The organism is Amycolatopsis nalaikhensis (genome assembly GCF_030264295.1).
Classification (GTDB): Bacteria; Actinomycetota; Actinomycetes; order Mycobacteriales; family Pseudonocardiaceae; genus Amycolatopsis; species Amycolatopsis nalaikhensis.
Genome location: NZ_CP127173.1, coordinates 10,204,729 through 10,219,237, shown reverse-complemented (window position 1 = coordinate 10,219,237; position 14,509 = coordinate 10,204,729). Strand labels below are relative to the sequence as shown.

Sequence of the window (14,509 nt, the reverse complement as noted above, 5' to 3'; positions counted from 1 at the left end):
CCGTTCCGGCGTCCGGTCCGTCCTGCAGCTATGCGCACACTGCTGGGTACGGGCCTGCTGCTGCTCACGCTGACGGCGTGCGGGGCGCGGTCGGACTCCGGGACGGCCGCCCCGGGCAGCATCGGGCCGGAGACGCCGACGACGTCGTCCGCGACGTCCGGCCCGTCCGTCGCGCCGCCCCCGTCGCAGACGGTCGGGCGGCCGACGCAGGGCATCGCGCCGGGTGACGACGTCATCGCCGAGTCGCAGGTCGACGCCCGCGGGCTGCCCGAGGGCTACCCGCGCAGCCTGTTCCGCAGCACGGACGGCCGGACGGTGATCCTTCAGGCCGAGGAGGGCGGCTGCCGCCGCATCTCCGCGCGCGTCGGCGACCAGACGGACCAGCAGGTCGTCGTGCTGATCACGGTCAGCTCGGCGCCGAAGGGCCAGATGTGCCCGGACTACATCAAGGAGATCCGCGTCCCGCTCGCGCTCACCGCGCCGCTCGGCACACGGACGGTCGTACTCCGCCAGGGCTGACCACCCCCGAACGCTGGGAGGGCCGCCCCGGGATGCCCGGGGTCGCCCTCCCAGACCACGTCCACGGCACTTTCACGTGGAAGTGCCGCTCTCGCGGGCGGCCCGCCGCGACCGGCGGATCCTTCGGCCGGCCAGCAGCAGGACGAGGAGCACCAGGACGCCACCGCCGCCGAACAGCCACGGCCACCCGGCCCACGGCGTGTGGCCGTAGACCGTGACGAGCTCGCTCTGCCCGCCGACCTGCGTGATGTCGCGCGGCACCAGGACGACGTCGTCGGACGTGAGCAGATCGTTGCCCGCACGGAACTCGTCGAGGCTGCCGTAGGTCTCGGCGTTGGCGTCGATCACTCTGCCGTTCGCGACGTACAGCGTCATCAGTTCCAGCCCGCCGTCCGGGTGCTTGACCAGCGCGACGCGGGCGGACATCCGCTCGGGGTCGCCACCGGCGCCCCGGACCGCCTGGCGGACCGCGGAGTTGCTCGCGCAGTGGCTGTCGAACCCGTTCGCGGCGCGCGGGGTGCCGAGTGCGCCGTCCGTGCAGGGGAACACGCTCAGCAGCCGGGTGACCAGCTGGTCGGGGGAGAAGTAGGCGGCGAGGTTGGCCTTGCGGTCCTCGGGCGCTTCGCCGTACCCCGGCAGGCGGTCGTTCTTGACCGCCGGGGACCCCCAGTACTCCACGATGAGGCGGTTCGGCGTGATGTCCGGGGTGTCGCCGGAACCGCAGGCGGACACCACCAGGCCGAGCGCGGTCACCAGCACGGTGAGCAGCCGGGTACGCATGCCGGAAGTGTGCGGGACCCCGGACGCCGTCGGTGGGGCGTGGCCGGAACCGGCCACCGGGACGGGCTCGCATGCAACCCCGCACCGCCCCCGGTCCGTCTTCGGGACATGAGGTACTCAGCGAAGGTGGTCGGGACAGGCGCGTTCCTGCTGATGGCGACGGCCTGCGCCGGCCAGGACATGTCCACCAGCCAGCCCGCGGCCGGCGGCGGCTCGCCGGCTCCCACCGGGAGCGTTTCGACGTCGCCGACCGAGTCGGTGCTGCCGACGTCGCCCTCGGCCAACCCGCCGGGCAAACCCCGGCTCACCGTGCCGGAGGGCAGCACGCCGGTGCCGCCGGACAAGGTCGACGCGTCGGCGCTGCCCAACGGCTACCCGCACGAGGTGTGGACGGCCAACGGCGGGACCATCCTCAACATCCGCGCCCAGGAGGGCGGCTGCGGCCACGCGCTCGGCGAAGCGGCCGAGCAGACGGGTGACCGCGTCGTGGTCAACCTGAGCGAGACCAAGGCGCAGACCGGCCAGATGTGCACCATGGACATCCGGTACCCGGTGATCTCGGTCGCCCTGGCCGCGCCGCTGGACCAGCGCACGGTGGTGCTGAAGACCACGCCGCCGAAGTGATCACCCTGGCCTAGGCTCGGGTGATGGGAAGCCGTCAGGTCTCACGCACCGCGATCGTCGCCACGACCCCGGAGAAGATCTTCGGGCTGCTCGCCGATCCGGCCCAGCACCCGCTCATCGACGGATCCGGCACGGTCCGGGCCGCCCAGCCGGGCGGTCCGGACCGGCTCACGCTCGGGGCCAAGTTCGGCATGGACATGAAGATGGGCGCCTCGTACAAGATCCTCAACACCGTGGTCGAGTTCGAAGAGGGCAGGCTCATCGCGTGGCGCCACTTCAACGGCCACCGCTGGCGCTGGCGCCTCGAGCCCCTCGACGGCGGCCGCACCGAGGTCACCGAGACGTTCGACTGGTCGACGGCGAAGTTCCCGCTCGCCATCAGCCTCAGCCCGTTCCCGCGCCGCAACGCCCAGGGCATCGAGAAGACCCTGGCCCGGCTCACGGAGCTGTTCCCGGCCTGACGGAGGCCGCACCCGATTAGTTGTACAGTGCTTAATATTGTCCGTGCAACTAAATGGGGGGTGCGGTGCCTCGCCCCGTGCGACGGCGGGTCGTCCTCGCCGTCTGCTGCCTGAGCCTGTTCATGGTCGGGCTCGACAACACGATCGTGAACCTCGCGCTGCCGTCGATCCGGCAGGAGCTGCACGCCTCGGTTTCGAGTCTGCAGTGGACGATCGACGCGTACACGCTCGTGCTGGCCAGCCTGCTGATGCTGGCCGGCTCGACCGCCGATCGCGTCGGCCGCCGCCGGACGTTCCAGCTCGGGCTCGCGCTGTTCGGCCTCGGCTCGCTGCTGTGCGGGATCGCGCCGAACGTCGGGCTGCTGATCGCCTTCCGGGCCCTGCAGGCCGTCGGCGGGTCGATGCTCAACCCGGTCGCGCTGTCCATCGTGGCCAACGTCTTCACCGAACCCCGCGACCGCACCCGCGCGATCGGCGTCTGGGCGGCGGTGAACGGGCTGAGCCTGGCGGTCGGCCCGGTGCTCGGCGGCGTGCTCGTCGACTGGGCGGGCTGGCGCTCGATCTTCTGGATCAACGTCCCCATCGGACTGGCCGCGATCGTGCTGACGGCGGTGTTCGTGCCGGAATCCCGCGCGCCGCACCCGCGGCGGCTCGACCCGGTGGGGCAGCTGCTGGTGATCGTCCTGCTGGCTTCGCTGACCTACGGGATCATCGAAGGCCGCGGCGCGGGCGCCCCCGTGGTGATCGGCTGCTTCGTCGTCGCCGCCGTGTCGCTGGCGGTGCTGCTGCCGTACGAGCGGCGGCGCCGGGATCCGTTGCTGGAGCTGAGGTTCTTCCGCAGCGTGCCGTTTTCGGGGGCGACGCTCACCGCGGTCACCGGCTTCGCGGCGCTGTCGGGGTTCTTGTTCCTGAACACCCTGTACCTGCAGGAGACGCGCGGGTTTTCGGTGCTGCACGCGGGTTTGCTGACGCTGCCGATGGCGGTGCTGACGGCGGTGGGCGCGCCGCTGTCCGGACGGCTGGTCGGTGCCCGCGGGCCGCGGCTGCCGCTGCTGGTGGCCGGCGTCGGCATCGCCGTCTCCGGCGTGCTGCTCGCGGGAATCGGCCCGCGGACGTCGATCTGGCTGGTGATGGCGGGGTACGTCTGTTTCGGCATCGGCTACGGCCTGCTCAACGCGCCGATCACGAACGCGGCGGTGTCCGGGATGCCGCGGGAGCGCGCGGGTCTCGCGGCGGCGGTCGCCTCGACCAGCCGCCAGGTCGGGATTTCACTGGGGGTGGCGGTGATCGGCGCGGTGGTCGCCGCGCAACCGACGTCCCCGGGGACCGGTGCGCTCGCGTGGGGGATCGTCGCGGGCTGCGGCGTGCTGGTGTTCGCGCTGGGGCTCGTGACGACCGGCCGGTGGGCGCTGGCGACCGCGGCCCGCGTCGATGGTCCGGACCACTGACGCCCTGACCTGCGACGTCGAAGTTGTCGAAAATTGTCGGTGGTCCCCGGTGAACCGCTCCGGTTCGCGGGTCGTGTCGAGGGTGAGGTGGCGATCAGAGAGGAGGGGCAGATGCCCCGGTTGAGCAGTGGCCGGCACCGCAAGCAGGCCACCGTCGGGCTGGCCGCGTTGCTGGGTGTCGCCGGCATCACCGCGACCGCCATCGCGCTGAGCAGCCCCGCGGGCAACGCCGCGGAAGCGCCCAAGGAGAACTGCGCGGGACTCGACACCGCCTTGCGGAACAACCTGAACTTCATCGCGGGCCAGCAGGCGAACCCGGACGCGCAGTCGGCCGCGCGGATCACCAACCGGCAGGCGGTGGTCGACCTGATCCAGCAGCGGCGCCAGGTCGCGGGCTGCACGGCGGCCGTCGCCGCGGACGGCCGAGCCGCCGCCGCGCCCGGCAACTCCGGCAACGCACCCGGCAAGGCCCAGGCACCCGGTCAGCAGAAGAAGCAGGAAGCGGCCGCCACCGGGGACGTCGTCTGTCCCGGGTCGACGGTGACGCTCTCCGGCGAAGGCGGCGCGCCCGCCGCGTCGAGCAACCAGTTCCCGGCCGGCACCAAGCTGAAGGTGACCAATTTGGACAACTCGAAGTCCACGACGGTCGAGGTGACCTCGGTGTCGGGCAGCTGCGCGCTGCTCAACAACGCGGCCTTCGAACAGGTCCGGGAACCCGGAAAGTTCCTCATCCGGCGCGCGCGGATCGAGCGCGTCGGCTGAGGGGGCAGGGAAGGAAGGGGGCACCGGTGGCGGGCCGGTGTCCCCTTCCCCTGTGTCCGCGTCGGGTCAGCGGAAGCTGATCTGCAGCACCGGGTCGCCGGTGCTGGCGAAGAAGTCGTTGCCCTTGTCGTCGATGACGATGAAGGCGGGGAAGTCCTCGACCTCGATCTTCCAGACGGCTTCCATGCCGAGCTCGGCGTACTCGAGGACGTCGACCTGCTTGATGCAGTCCTGCGCCAGGCGCGCGGCCGGGCCGCCGATCGAACCGAGGTAGAAGCCGCCGTGCGCCTGGCAGGCGTTCGTCACCTGCTTCGAGCGGTTTCCCTTGGCCAGCATGACGAGCGAGCCACCGGCGGCCTGGAACTGCTCGACGTAGGAGTCCATGCGCCCGGCGGTCGTCGGGCCGAAGGAACCGGACGCGTAGCCCTCCGGCGTCTTCGCCGGGCCCGCGTAGTAGACGGGGTGGTTCTTCAGGTAGTCGGGCATCTCCTCACCGGCGTCGAGGCGCTCGGCGATCTTCGCGTGCGCGATGTCGCGCGCGACGACCAGCGGCCCGGTGAGCGAAAGCCGCGTCTTGACGGGCAGCTGCGAAAGCTGGGCCCGGATCTCGGCCATCGGCCGGTTGAGGTCGACGGCGACGACGTCGTCGGAGAGGTCGTCCTCGGTGACGTCGGGCAGGAACCGCGCGGGGTCGCGCTCGAGCTGCTCGATGAAGACGCCGTCGGCGGTGATCTTGGCCTTGGCCTGCCGGTCGGCCGAGCAGCTGACGGCGATGCCGACGGGGCAGCTGGCGCCGTGCCGGGGCAGCCGGATGACGCGGACGTCGTGGCAGAAGTACTTGCCGCCGAACTGCGCGCCGATGCCGAACTGCCGGGTCATCTCGAGGACCTGCTGCTCGAGGTTCGGGTCGCGGAAGGCGTGGCCCAGTTCGGAACCCTCCTGCGGCAAGTTGTCGAGGTAACGGGCCGAAGCGAGCTTCGCGACCTTCAAGTTGAACTCGGCCGACATGCCGCCGACGACGATCGCCAGGTGGTAGGGCGGGCAGGCGGCGGTGCCGAGGCTGCGCAGCTTCTCGTCGAGGAAGCGCGCGAGCCGCTTCGGGTTCAGGACGGCCTTCGTCTCCTGGTAGAGGAAGGTCTTGTTCGCGCTGCCGCCGCCCTTGGCCATGAAGAGGAACTCGTAGGTCGGGTCCCCTTCCTTGTGGTAGAGCTCGATCTGGGCGGGGAGGTTGGTGCCGGTGTTGCGCTCGTCCCAGAAGTTCACCGGCGCCATCTGCGAGTAGCGCAGGTTCAGCTGCTGGTAGGCGTCGAAGATGCCCTGAGAGAGGGCGCGTTCGTCGTCCCCGCCGGTGAGGACGCCTTCGCCGCGCTTGCCGATGACGATGGCGGTCCCGGTGTCCTGGCACATGGGCAGCACGCCACCGGCCGAGATGGCGGCGTTGCGGAGCAGGTCCATGGCGACGAAGCGGTCGTTGCCGGAGGCCTCGGGGTCGTCGACGATGGCGCGCAGCTGCTGAAGGTGTGACGTGCGCAACAGGTGCTGGATGTCGGTGATGGCGGTGCGGGCCAGCGTGGTGAGGGCGGCGGGATCGACCTTCAGAAAGGTCCGCCCGGCGGCTTCGACGGTCTCGACGCCTTCGGCGGTGACCAGCCGGTACTCGGTGGTGGTGTCCTTGCCCAGCGGGAGGACTTCGGTGTGCTGAAACGTGGTGGTGGACGGCACTGCCAGGCTCCTTTGCCAGCTCCGGGATCGGTCCACCCTATGCGGCGGGGGAGGTGGCACCGAAGAGGCATCCGGTCACTGTGGGCCACCCCACGCAAGCGCCCCAAGGCGGCCTTGGGTGCGTGAGACGCAACGAAGGCCGCCTTGGGTGCGTCGGACGCAACGAAGGCCACATTGGGGCGCTTGCGGCCGGGCTGGCTCGGGAGACGGAACCAGGGCCGCCGGTGCGGATGACGCAACAGGGCACGGTGCGGAAGTTGGTCGGGAGGCCGGGTCCACCCCGACGGACCCGACCTCCCGGGGAAAGCTCCCGGACGCGTGCACGTCCGGTCGCGAGGCCTGCGCCGGCACTTCGAGGCTGTCGTGACGCAGGTCATAAGTCAACGCGCCGAACGGGTGCTGGCGAGGGGTTGCTACCCGGAGCCGTCCGGGGTGAAACGCCATTTTCGTGGAAAATTTTCGCACTCCGCGTAACACCTGGTCGTCGCGTCGCGCGGCCACGCAACAAAAAGGGGCGGGTGCACCGGAGTGCACCCGCCCCTTCGAAAACCGGTCAGCTGGCGTACGCGCGCAGGCGGTCCGCTCGCTCGCCCTGGCGGAGCTTCGACATGACCTCGCGCTCGATCTGGCGGACGCGCTCGCGGGACAGCCCGAAGTGCTTGCCGATCTGGTCGAGCGTGCGGGGCTGGCCGTCGTCGAGGCCGTAGCGCAGGCGGATCACGTGCTGCTCGCGGTCGTCCAGCGTGGCCAGGACCCGGCGCAGGTCGTCCTGGAGCAGGCCCGAGATCACGGCGCTCTCCGCGTCCGTCGCCTCGGAGTCCTCGATGAAGTCGCCCAGCGGGGCGTCCTCCTCCGTGCCGACCGGCATGTCGAGGCTCACCGGGTCACGCGAGTGGTCGAGCAGGTCGGCGATCTTGTGGGCCGGGATGCCCGACTCGGCCGCCAGCTCCTCGTGCGTCGCGTCGCGGCCGAGCTGCTGGTGCAGGTCGCGCTTGATGCGGGCCAGCTTGTTCACCTGTTCCACCAGGTGGACGGGCAGCCGGATCGTGCGGCCCTGGTCGGCCATGCCGCGGGTGATGGCCTGGCGGATCCACCACGTCGCGTACGTCGAGAACTTGAACCCCTTGGAGTAGTCGAACTTCTCCACCGCGCGGATCAGGCCCAGGTTCCCCTCCTGGATCAGGTCGAGCAGCGGCATCCCCCGGCCGGTGTAGCGCTTGGCGAGCGAGACCACCAGGCGCAGGTTGGCCTCCAGCAGGTGGTTCTTCGCCACGTGCCCGTCGCGGACCAGCGCCGACAGCTCGGTGCGCCGCTTCGCGGTGAGGTCCTCGGCCGTGTCCAGCATGTGCTGGGCGAAGACGCCGGCCTCGATGCGCTTGGCCAGCTCCACCTCGTCGGCGGCGGAGAGCAGGGCCGTCTTGCCGATGCCGTTGAGGTACACGCGGACGAGGTCGGCGGCGGGGCTCTGGGCGTCGAGGTCGGCGTCCGTGAGCGCCCCCACGCTCACCGGCGGTTCCTCCGACGCCTGAGCCGGGATGCGCTCGCGAATCCCGCGCGACTCGCGTTCGAGAGTCTGGACTGACATTCCTGCCTCCCCGGTCAAGGGCTGAACGTGCTGCTGCGGTGGTCCACCGGGTGCGTACCCGCGACCGGGGCCTGTGGAACCCGGTACGCCGGTCCGGCCGGCTTGGCTGGACATCTGGCACAACGCTCCGGGTTTCCAAAACGTTCCCGGCTCGCCTGAAAAGGAGACGGCCGCCGGTGCACTCCGGTTGCTCGACCATTGCTGAGCTTTTGCTGAGAACGGCGGGGGTGGCGGGAAACCTGAGAATCTCGTGTGAATCGCGTCAGGAAGTGAACCGGCGGGGTGTGGTCTAGACCTCTACGAGAACGGTGAACGGACCGTCGTTCACGCTGGACACCGCCATCATCGCGCCGAACCGTCCGGTCGCCACGGTGGCGCCGCGGCCGCGCAGCTCGGCCACGACGGCGTCCACCAACGGCTCGGCGACCTCCGGCCGGGCCGCCTGCGTCCACGACGGCCGGCGCCCTTTCTTCGTGTCGCCGTAGAGCGTGAACTGGCTCACCACGAGCAGCGGCGCATTCGCCGTGGCGCATGATTCCTCGTCGCGCAGCACGCGCAGTTCGTGCAACTTGCGCGCCATCGCGACCGCTTTCGCCGCGTCGTCGTCGGCGTGGATCCCCAGCAGCACAAGCAAACCCGGCTCGTCGATCGCGCCGACGACCGCGCCGTCGACGGTGACGTCCGCCCGCGTGACGCGGGCCGCGACGGCCCTCACCGGTCCGCCGGGACGAGCATCCCGTGCCGGACCAGTTCGCGGACGACGGGCAGCGCCGTGGCGGCCAGCTCCGAAGCGTCGAGCCCTTGCGAGAACGCGAGGAGCTCGATCAGGTCCTCCAGCGGCAGGGCGCCGCGGCAGCCCGCCAGCAGCCGCGCGGCGAGCTCGTCGACCTCGTGCTGCCAGCCCGGCCCGTCGGTGCGGTGCAGGCGCCGGACGGTCGTCTCCCAGCCCTCGTCGCCGGGTTCTTCGATGCTTTCCAGCAAAACCGTGTCGGGCACCACAAAACGGACATCAAGTAACGAATCGCCCGTAGCGCGCAACCATTCCAGGCGGTCGAGCCAGCCCGCGGCCTCCGGGCCGAGCGGGTCGTCGTAGGCCTGCCGCAGGTCCTCGCACACCACGGTCGGGGTCCGCCCGGCCGCGCGCCGCAGGGTCACGAACCCGAAGCCGATGCCCCGGACGTCGTTCGCGGCGAACCAGTCGAGCCACGCCGCCGCCTTCGCCCGGCCCTCGGGCGAGCGCGGGTCGAGGCCCGCGTCCCGCAGCCAGGTGCCGACGTACAGCGCCGGGTCGGCGACGTCGCGCTGGACGAACCAGGCGTCCGTCTCGGCGGGCAGCCAGCGGCTCACCCGGTCGGCCCAGTCCTCCTTGCCCGTGTGCAGCCACGAGGCGAGCAGCTGGCCGACGCCGTCGTCGTTGAGGAACCCGGGCAGCTGCCGCACGACCAGCGCGCTCGCGTCGTCGCCCGCCAGGCCGGAGTCGCGGTAGGTGTAGTCCACCCGCGCCGGCCCGACGACGAACGGCGGGTTGCAGACGACCTGGTCGAACTTCCGCCGCGCGACCGGCGCGAACCACTCGCCGCGCACCAGCTCGACGTCCAGCTCGTTGAGGCGGAACGTCGCCGCGGCCAGCGCGAGCGCCCGCGCCGAGACGTCGGTCGCGGTCACGTGCTGTGCGTGCCTGGTCGCGTGCAGCGCCTGGACGCCGTTGCCGGTGCCCAGGTCGAGCAGGGTGCCGACCGGGCGGCGGCTGGTCGCGCGGATCAGCGACAGCGACGCGTGGCCGACGCCGAGCACGTGGTCTTCGGGGACGGTGGTGCCGAGCACGTCGGCGTCGAGGTCGGACACGACCCACCAGGAGCCCTCGTCGTCGCCGTGGGGCCGGATGTCGAGGGCGGCGCGGTAGCCGTCGGCGACCGCGCCGAGCACCCCCGCGGCGACGGCGTCCTCGACCGAAAGGGGCGCGAAGGCCGCCTTGACCGCGGTCTCCGGCTCGGTCCCGCCGAGCAGGAACAGCCGGATCAGCGTGCCCAGGTCACCCGCGTCGCGGCTCGCGCGCTCGGCGGGCACCGGCTCGCCGCGGCCCAGCGCCGCGTGCGCCGCGCCACCGAGGGCGGCCACCACGCCGTCGGCGTCGTAGGCGGCGCGCCGGAAGGCCTCGCGCAGCCGCGCGCAGACGTCGTCGGACAGGTCGGGCGATCCACTTCGCGTGCTCACGGTGGGTAATGCTGCCACGATGGCCCCCGTGACCCTTGAACGCGTCCTCGCCCCGCTCGACGCGGCGCTGCCCGAGCTCGAAGCGCTGTACATCGACCTCCACCGCCACCCCGAGCTGTCCTTCGCCGAAACCCGGACGGCGGGCGAGCTGGCCCGGCGGCTCGAGGACGACGGCTACGAGGTGCACACCGGCATCGCCGGCACCGGCGTGCTGGGCGTGCTGCGCAACGGCGAGGGCCCCACCGTGCTGCTGCGGGCCGACATCGACGCGCTGCCGGTCGAGGAGAAGACCGGGCTGTCCTACGCCAGCACCGCCCGCGGCACGGACGAGCACGGCAAGGACGTCCCGGTCATGCACGCCTGCGGGCACGACATGCACGCCACCTGGCTTTCCGGCGCCGCCGCGCTGCTGGCCCACGGCCGCGACGCCTGGTCCGGCACGCTGCTGGTGGTGTTCCAGCCGGGGGAGGAGAGCGCGGGCGGCGCGGCCCGGATGGTGGCCGACGGCCTGTACGACCTCGCCGGGAAGCCCGACGTCGTGTTCGGCCAGCACCTGGTGCCCGGCCCGGCGGGCTGGGTGCTGACCCGGCCCGGCGTCATCATGGCCGCGACCGACACGCTGAAGATCACCCTGCACGGCCGCGGCGGCCACGGCTCGCGCCCCGAGACGACCGTCGACCCCGCCGTGCTGGCCGCGTCGGTGGTGCTCAAGCTGCAGACGATCGTCTCGCGGGAGATCGCGGCCACCGACTCGGCCGTGGTCACGGTCGGCTCGCTGCACGTGGGCACGGCGAGCAACGTGATCGCCGACGACGCCGTGCTCGAGGTCAACGTCCGGTCCTTCGACCAGGCCGTCCGCGAGCGGGTGCTGGCCGCGGTCGAGCGCATCGTCAACGGCGAGGCCGCGACGGCGGGGGCGCCGCGGCCGCCGGACATCGAGCGGTCCGGCTCCTACCCGATCACCGAAAACGACGAAGCCGCCAACGACGCCCTCACCGAGGTCTTCCGCGCGCGGTTCGGCGCCGACGTCGTGCTGCCCGCGCCCCTGGTCACGGGCAGCGAAGACTTCAGCGAATTCGGCCGCGCCGCCGGCGTGCCGTCGGTGTTCTGGCTGGTCGGCGGCTTCGACCCGGAGACGGTCGTCACGGCGATGACCGAGGGCCGGTTCGAGCGCGACATCCCGTCCAACCACTCGCCGCGCTTCGCCCCGGTCCTGCACCCGACGCTGCGCACAGGCATCGAGACCCTCGTCGTCGCGGCGCTGAGCCGGTTGCGTCACCCCGGTGTCGCATGAACCGCGCGAGTGGGACGATGGACAGCGGAGGTGGTGCAGTGACCACGCCCGCCAACGACTCGGACCCGGTGCTGATCACCGGGGCGGCCCCGTCGTACGAAGAGCAGTTCGCGGCACGCAAGCGCAAGTACGTGATCATGATGTGCTGCCGCATCCCGTGCTTGATCGCGGCCGGGCTGACCTACCACGTGTGGTGGCTGGCGCTGGGCTTCCTGGCGATTTCGGTGCCGTTGCCGTGGATCGCGGTGCTGATCGCCAACGACCGCCCGCCCCGCAAGTCCGAGAAGGTCTCGACCTACCAGCGCGAGGCGAAGGCGATCGAAGGCACCACCCACCGCGTCATCGACGGCTGAAAGCGGCACTTTCGTAGGGAAAGTGCCGCTTCCGCGGGGCCGAGGCGCATCTTTCTCAGTGAAAGTGCCGTCTCAGCCGGGCTGGGGGCCCACCTTCCCGACGGCGAGCGCGCCGAGGCGCGTCCCGTGCCGCAGGACGTCCACTGTGGACTCGCCGGCCAGCCAGCCGGTGAGCACGCCCGCGTCGAACGCGTCACCCGCGCCGGTCGAGTCGATGCAGTCCGCCTCGACCGCCGGGACGCTCGTCACGCCACCGGCGTCGACCCAGCTGGCGCCGTCCAGCCCGGCCGTGACGACCACCGCGCCGACCGTGCCGAGCAGCTCCTTGGCCGACGCCGGGTCCGCCGAGCCGGTCAGCGCGACCAGCTCTTCGGTGTTCGGCATCAGCAGGTCGACGCCGCGGACGTCGGCGAGGAACGCCGCCGGGTCGGTGATGTGCGCGGCGGCCTGCGGGTCGACCGACGTCGTCAGGCCCGCTTGACGGGCGGCCGCCAGGGCGGCGAGCCCGGCCTCCCGCGACGGCGGGTCGAGCAGCACGTACCCGGACAGGTGCAGGTGGCTCGCGCCCGCCAGGGCCTCCGGGGTGACGTCCTCGGGGGCGAAGCGCTGGTTCGCGCCGCGGTCGGCGAGCATGCTGCGCTGGCCGGAGCCGTCGACCATCACCACGACGCAGCACGTCGGCGCCTCGGGGTCGACGGCGAACGCGCAGCGCACGCCCGCCGCCTCCAGCTCGGCGCGGATCAGGCGGCCGCCGGGGTCGTCGCCGATCCGCGCGAGCAGCGTCGTCTCCGCGCCGAGGTGCCGCAGCCACAGCGCCGTGTTCGCGCCCGAACCACCGCCGGTGAACCGGATCTTCGCGCGGGCGTCGCCGCCGTGCGGCAACGGCTTGTCGTGCCGGGCGATCACGTCGAGCGCCGCGTCGCCGACCACCACGATCCCGGTCATGCCAGCGCCACCGCGACTTCGGCGGCGAGCTTCGCGTTGTTGAGCACCAGCGCTTCGTTGGCGTCGGTGCTCACGCCGTCGCTCGCGGTGTGGAAGTGCTCCAGCAGCACCGGCGTGACGTCGGCGCCGTGCACGCCCTGCTCGGCCACCAGCGCGAGGCCCTCGGCGAGCAGCCGGTCGTGCAGGTCTTTGTCCATTTCGGACGCTTCGGGGATCGGGTTCGCCAGCAGCACACCGGAATCCGCGTACGCGCGGTGCGCGCCGATCACGGCCGCGGCCTGCTTCGGGTCGTCGACCCGCCAGCCGACCGCGTGCCCCGACGAGCGGAGGTAGAACGCGGGGAAGTCGTCGGTGCGGTAGCCGAGCACCGGCACCGAGTTCGTCTCCAGCACCTCGAGGGTGGCCGGGATGTCGAGGACCGACTTCACGCCGGAGCAGACGACGACGGTCGGCACCTTCGCCAGCACGCCGAGGTCGGCCGAGACGTCCCAGGACTGCGCCGCGCCGACGTGCACGCCGCCGAGCCCGCCGGTGGCGAACATCCCGATCCCGGCCGCGGCGGCCAGCGCCGAGGTGCTCGCCACGGTCGTCGCGCCGGAGCGGCCGAGGCCGACGGCCGGGCCGAGGTCCCGCAGCGACAGCTTGTCCAGCCCGGCGTCCGGCGCGCAGACCCGCTCCAGCTCGGCGGGCGAGAGCCCGACGACGACCTTCCCGTCGAGCACGGCGATGGTGGCGGGGACGGCCCCGCCGTCGCGCACGACGCGCTCGAGGCGGCGGGCGACGTCGAGGTTGCGGCCCGGCGGCAGGCCGTGGGACAGGATGGTGCTCTCCAGCGCGACGACGGGGTGCCCGTCACGCAGCGCCGAGGCGACCTCTTCGTGCAGCGAGAGTGCGGTAGTCACGAGGGACCATCATCGGTGATCGCCCCGGCCGCGGCGCCAGTGGGTCGGCTCGCCTCCGGTCAGTCGAAGATGCCGCGCGGCCGGGCCACCTGGTCGAGCCAGTCCTCGAGCTGCTTCTCCCAGTCGACGTCCGGCTTCATCGTGAACATCCCGAGGAAGTCCTGGCCGCGGCCGCCGAAGCCGCCGGTCTTCGACACCCGGACCCGCTTGGTCACCTCGAGCACGACGTCCGTGCGCTCCGGCGACGCCAGGAACGTCACCGCGAGCTGGGAGAAGACCGGCGCGAACCGCGGCGAAGGCGCGAAGCGGATCTCCTGGAAGAACGGCAGCTGCTGCGGGGCGCCGTCGATCCGGCCCTGTTCGAGGATCGCCTCGCGGAAGGTGAAGCCGATCCGGCTCAGTGCGTCGAGGACGCGCTTCTGCGCCGGGATCGGCTCGATCGCCACCGCGTCGGCGTCGAACGGGTCGGACACCGCCGCGGCCAGGTCCAGCTCGGCCCGCACGCCGACCGCCATGCCGGTGAGCGGCTTGGCGTAGACGCTGGTCACCGGCGTCTCCCAGGGCAGGGGTAGCTCGAACGGCACCCGCACCTGCTGACCCGCGCGGATCGTCTCGCGCCCGACCAGCTGCCGCGTCCCGAACGGCAGGTCCTCGGTCTTGTCCGCGCCGGGCACCTGGACGCGGGCCAGCAGCGTCACGGCGAGGCCCTTGATCTCCTGGTCGACCTCGCCGCCGGCCAGCAGCACCTCGCCGTGCAGGGGACGGCCGGGGGCGGCGGTCCGGTCGAGCAGCCGGGCGTCGATCCGCGCGCCGCCGGAACCGAAAGTCGCGAGCACCTTCTGGAACATGCCGGGGATCCTGCCAGGTCGAGGGGCTTTCGTTCGAGGTTCGGCGGGACTC

15 protein-coding genes are annotated in these 14,509 nt (G+C 72.1%); 7 read left to right on the top strand and 8 right to left on the bottom strand.

Features of this window, described 5'->3' with window-relative positions:
• Positions 1 to 30: 30 nt before the first annotated feature.
• Positions 31 to 519 carry a hypothetical protein gene (locus QP939_RS49575; RefSeq protein ID WP_285453923.1) on the top strand — a complete coding sequence of 163 codons (489 nt, stop codon included), beginning with the start codon at positions 31 to 33 and terminating at the stop codon, positions 517 to 519.
• Between the two features lie 72 nt (positions 520 to 591).
• Here QP939_RS49575 and QP939_RS49570 read toward each other — a convergent pair whose 3' ends face one another.
• Positions 592 to 1,299: a hypothetical protein gene (locus QP939_RS49570; RefSeq protein ID WP_285453922.1), complete on the bottom strand. Its 708-nt coding sequence runs from the start codon at positions 1,297 to 1,299 to the stop codon at positions 592 to 594.
• A gap of 108 nt (positions 1,300 to 1,407) precedes the next feature.
• Between QP939_RS49570 and QP939_RS49565 the strand changes: the two genes are divergently transcribed.
• The 4 genes from QP939_RS49565 (at position 1,408) to QP939_RS49550 (ending at position 4,594) form a co-directional block, all read left to right on the top strand.
• Positions 1,408 to 1,923 carry a hypothetical protein gene (locus QP939_RS49565; RefSeq protein WP_285453921.1) on the top strand — a complete coding sequence of 172 codons (516 nt, stop codon included), beginning with the start codon at positions 1,408 to 1,410 and terminating at the stop codon, positions 1,921 to 1,923.
• Positions 1,924 to 1,946: 23 nt separating this feature from the next.
• Positions 1,947 to 2,384 (top strand): SRPBCC family protein, encoded by a 438-nt coding sequence (locus QP939_RS49560; RefSeq protein WP_285453920.1) that lies wholly within the window; start codon positions 1,947 to 1,949, stop codon positions 2,382 to 2,384.
• Positions 2,385 to 2,449: 65 nt separating this feature from the next.
• Complete coding sequence (locus QP939_RS49555) at positions 2,450 to 3,832, top strand: MFS transporter (RefSeq protein WP_285453919.1); 1,383 nt, start codon at positions 2,450 to 2,452, stop codon at positions 3,830 to 3,832.
• A gap of 111 nt (positions 3,833 to 3,943) precedes the next feature.
• Positions 3,944 to 4,594, top strand: a complete 651-nt coding sequence (locus QP939_RS49550; protein WP_285453918.1) for an SCO2207 family protein — start codon at positions 3,944 to 3,946, stop codon at positions 4,592 to 4,594.
• A gap of 66 nt (positions 4,595 to 4,660) precedes the next feature.
• On the opposite strand, the gene QP939_RS49545 is transcribed toward QP939_RS49550, so the two are convergent.
• From QP939_RS49545 to QP939_RS49530, 4 genes are all read right to left on the bottom strand, one after another.
• Complete coding sequence (locus QP939_RS49545) at positions 4,661 to 6,316, bottom strand: fumarate hydratase (RefSeq protein WP_285453917.1); 1,656 nt, start codon at positions 6,314 to 6,316, stop codon at positions 4,661 to 4,663.
• Positions 6,317 to 6,869: 553 nt separating this feature from the next.
• On the bottom strand, positions 6,870 to 7,901 hold the full coding sequence (locus tag QP939_RS49540; RefSeq protein ID WP_285453916.1) for a sigma-70 family RNA polymerase sigma factor: 1,032 nt from the start codon (positions 7,899 to 7,901) through the stop codon (positions 6,870 to 6,872).
• A 289-nt stretch (positions 7,902 to 8,190) separates the two neighbouring features.
• Complete coding sequence (dtd, locus tag QP939_RS49535) at positions 8,191 to 8,616, bottom strand: D-aminoacyl-tRNA deacylase (RefSeq protein WP_285453915.1); 426 nt, start codon at positions 8,614 to 8,616, stop codon at positions 8,191 to 8,193.
• A complete protein-coding gene (locus QP939_RS49530; protein WP_285453914.1) occupies positions 8,613 to 10,115 on the bottom strand; it encodes a DUF7782 domain-containing protein in 1,503 nt (500 codons plus the stop codon). The genes dtd and QP939_RS49530 overlap by 4 nt, the downstream gene beginning before the upstream one ends.
• 28 nt (positions 10,116 to 10,143) lie before the next feature.
• On the opposite strand from QP939_RS49530, the gene QP939_RS49525 reads away from it, so the two are divergent.
• Together QP939_RS49525 and QP939_RS49520 are read left to right on the top strand one after the other, a co-directional pair.
• Entirely contained in the window at positions 10,144 to 11,409 is a 1,266-nt protein-coding gene (locus tag QP939_RS49525; RefSeq protein WP_285453913.1) for an amidohydrolase, read from the top strand.
• Positions 11,410 to 11,447: 38 nt separating this feature from the next.
• Positions 11,448 to 11,762: a DUF3099 domain-containing protein gene (locus tag QP939_RS49520; protein WP_285453912.1), complete on the top strand. Its 315-nt coding sequence runs from the start codon at positions 11,448 to 11,450 to the stop codon at positions 11,760 to 11,762.
• 72 nt (positions 11,763 to 11,834) lie between these two features.
• On the opposite strand, the gene QP939_RS49515 is transcribed toward QP939_RS49520, so the two are convergent.
• Genes QP939_RS49515 through QP939_RS49505 form a run of 3 tightly spaced genes read right to left on the bottom strand, consistent with a single transcriptional unit; the run spans position 11,835 to position 14,457 of the window.
• Positions 11,835 to 12,707, bottom strand: coding sequence for a carbohydrate kinase family protein (locus QP939_RS49515; protein ID WP_285453911.1), 873 nt, complete (start codon positions 12,705 to 12,707; stop codon positions 11,835 to 11,837).
• Complete coding sequence (locus QP939_RS49510) at positions 12,704 to 13,609, bottom strand: pseudouridine-5'-phosphate glycosidase (protein WP_285453910.1); 906 nt, start codon at positions 13,607 to 13,609, stop codon at positions 12,704 to 12,706. Before QP939_RS49510 ends, QP939_RS49515 begins: the two co-directional genes overlap by 4 nt.
• A 59-nt stretch (positions 13,610 to 13,668) precedes the next feature.
• Positions 13,669 to 14,457 (bottom strand): sporulation protein, encoded by a 789-nt coding sequence (locus QP939_RS49505; RefSeq protein WP_285453909.1) that lies wholly within the window; start codon positions 14,455 to 14,457, stop codon positions 13,669 to 13,671.
• Positions 14,458 to 14,509: the final 52 nt, after the last annotated feature.

Bases quoted from the DNA above. Each gene is read 5' to 3' on its own strand.
- QP939_RS49575 (WP_285453923.1), top strand. From the start codon at position 31: ATGCGCACACTGCTGGGTACGGGCCTGCTGCTGCTCACGCTGACGGCG.
- QP939_RS49570 (WP_285453922.1), bottom strand. From the start codon at position 1,299: ATGCGTACCCGGCTGCTCACCGTGCTGGTGACCGCGCTCGGCCTGGTG.
- QP939_RS49565 (WP_285453921.1), top strand. From the start codon at position 1,408: ATGAGGTACTCAGCGAAGGTGGTCGGGACAGGCGCGTTCCTGCTGATG.
- QP939_RS49560 (WP_285453920.1), top strand. From the start codon at position 1,947: ATGGGAAGCCGTCAGGTCTCACGCACCGCGATCGTCGCCACGACCCCG.
- QP939_RS49550 (WP_285453918.1), top strand. From the start codon at position 3,944: ATGCCCCGGTTGAGCAGTGGCCGGCACCGCAAGCAGGCCACCGTCGGG.
- QP939_RS49540 (WP_285453916.1), bottom strand. From the start codon at position 7,901: ATGTCAGTCCAGACTCTCGAACGCGAGTCGCGCGGGATTCGCGAGCGC.
- QP939_RS49515 (WP_285453911.1), bottom strand. From the start codon at position 12,707: ATGACCGGGATCGTGGTGGTCGGCGACGCGGCGCTCGACGTGATCGCC.
- QP939_RS49505 (WP_285453909.1), bottom strand. From the start codon at position 14,457: ATGTTCCAGAAGGTGCTCGCGACTTTCGGTTCCGGCGGCGCGCGGATC.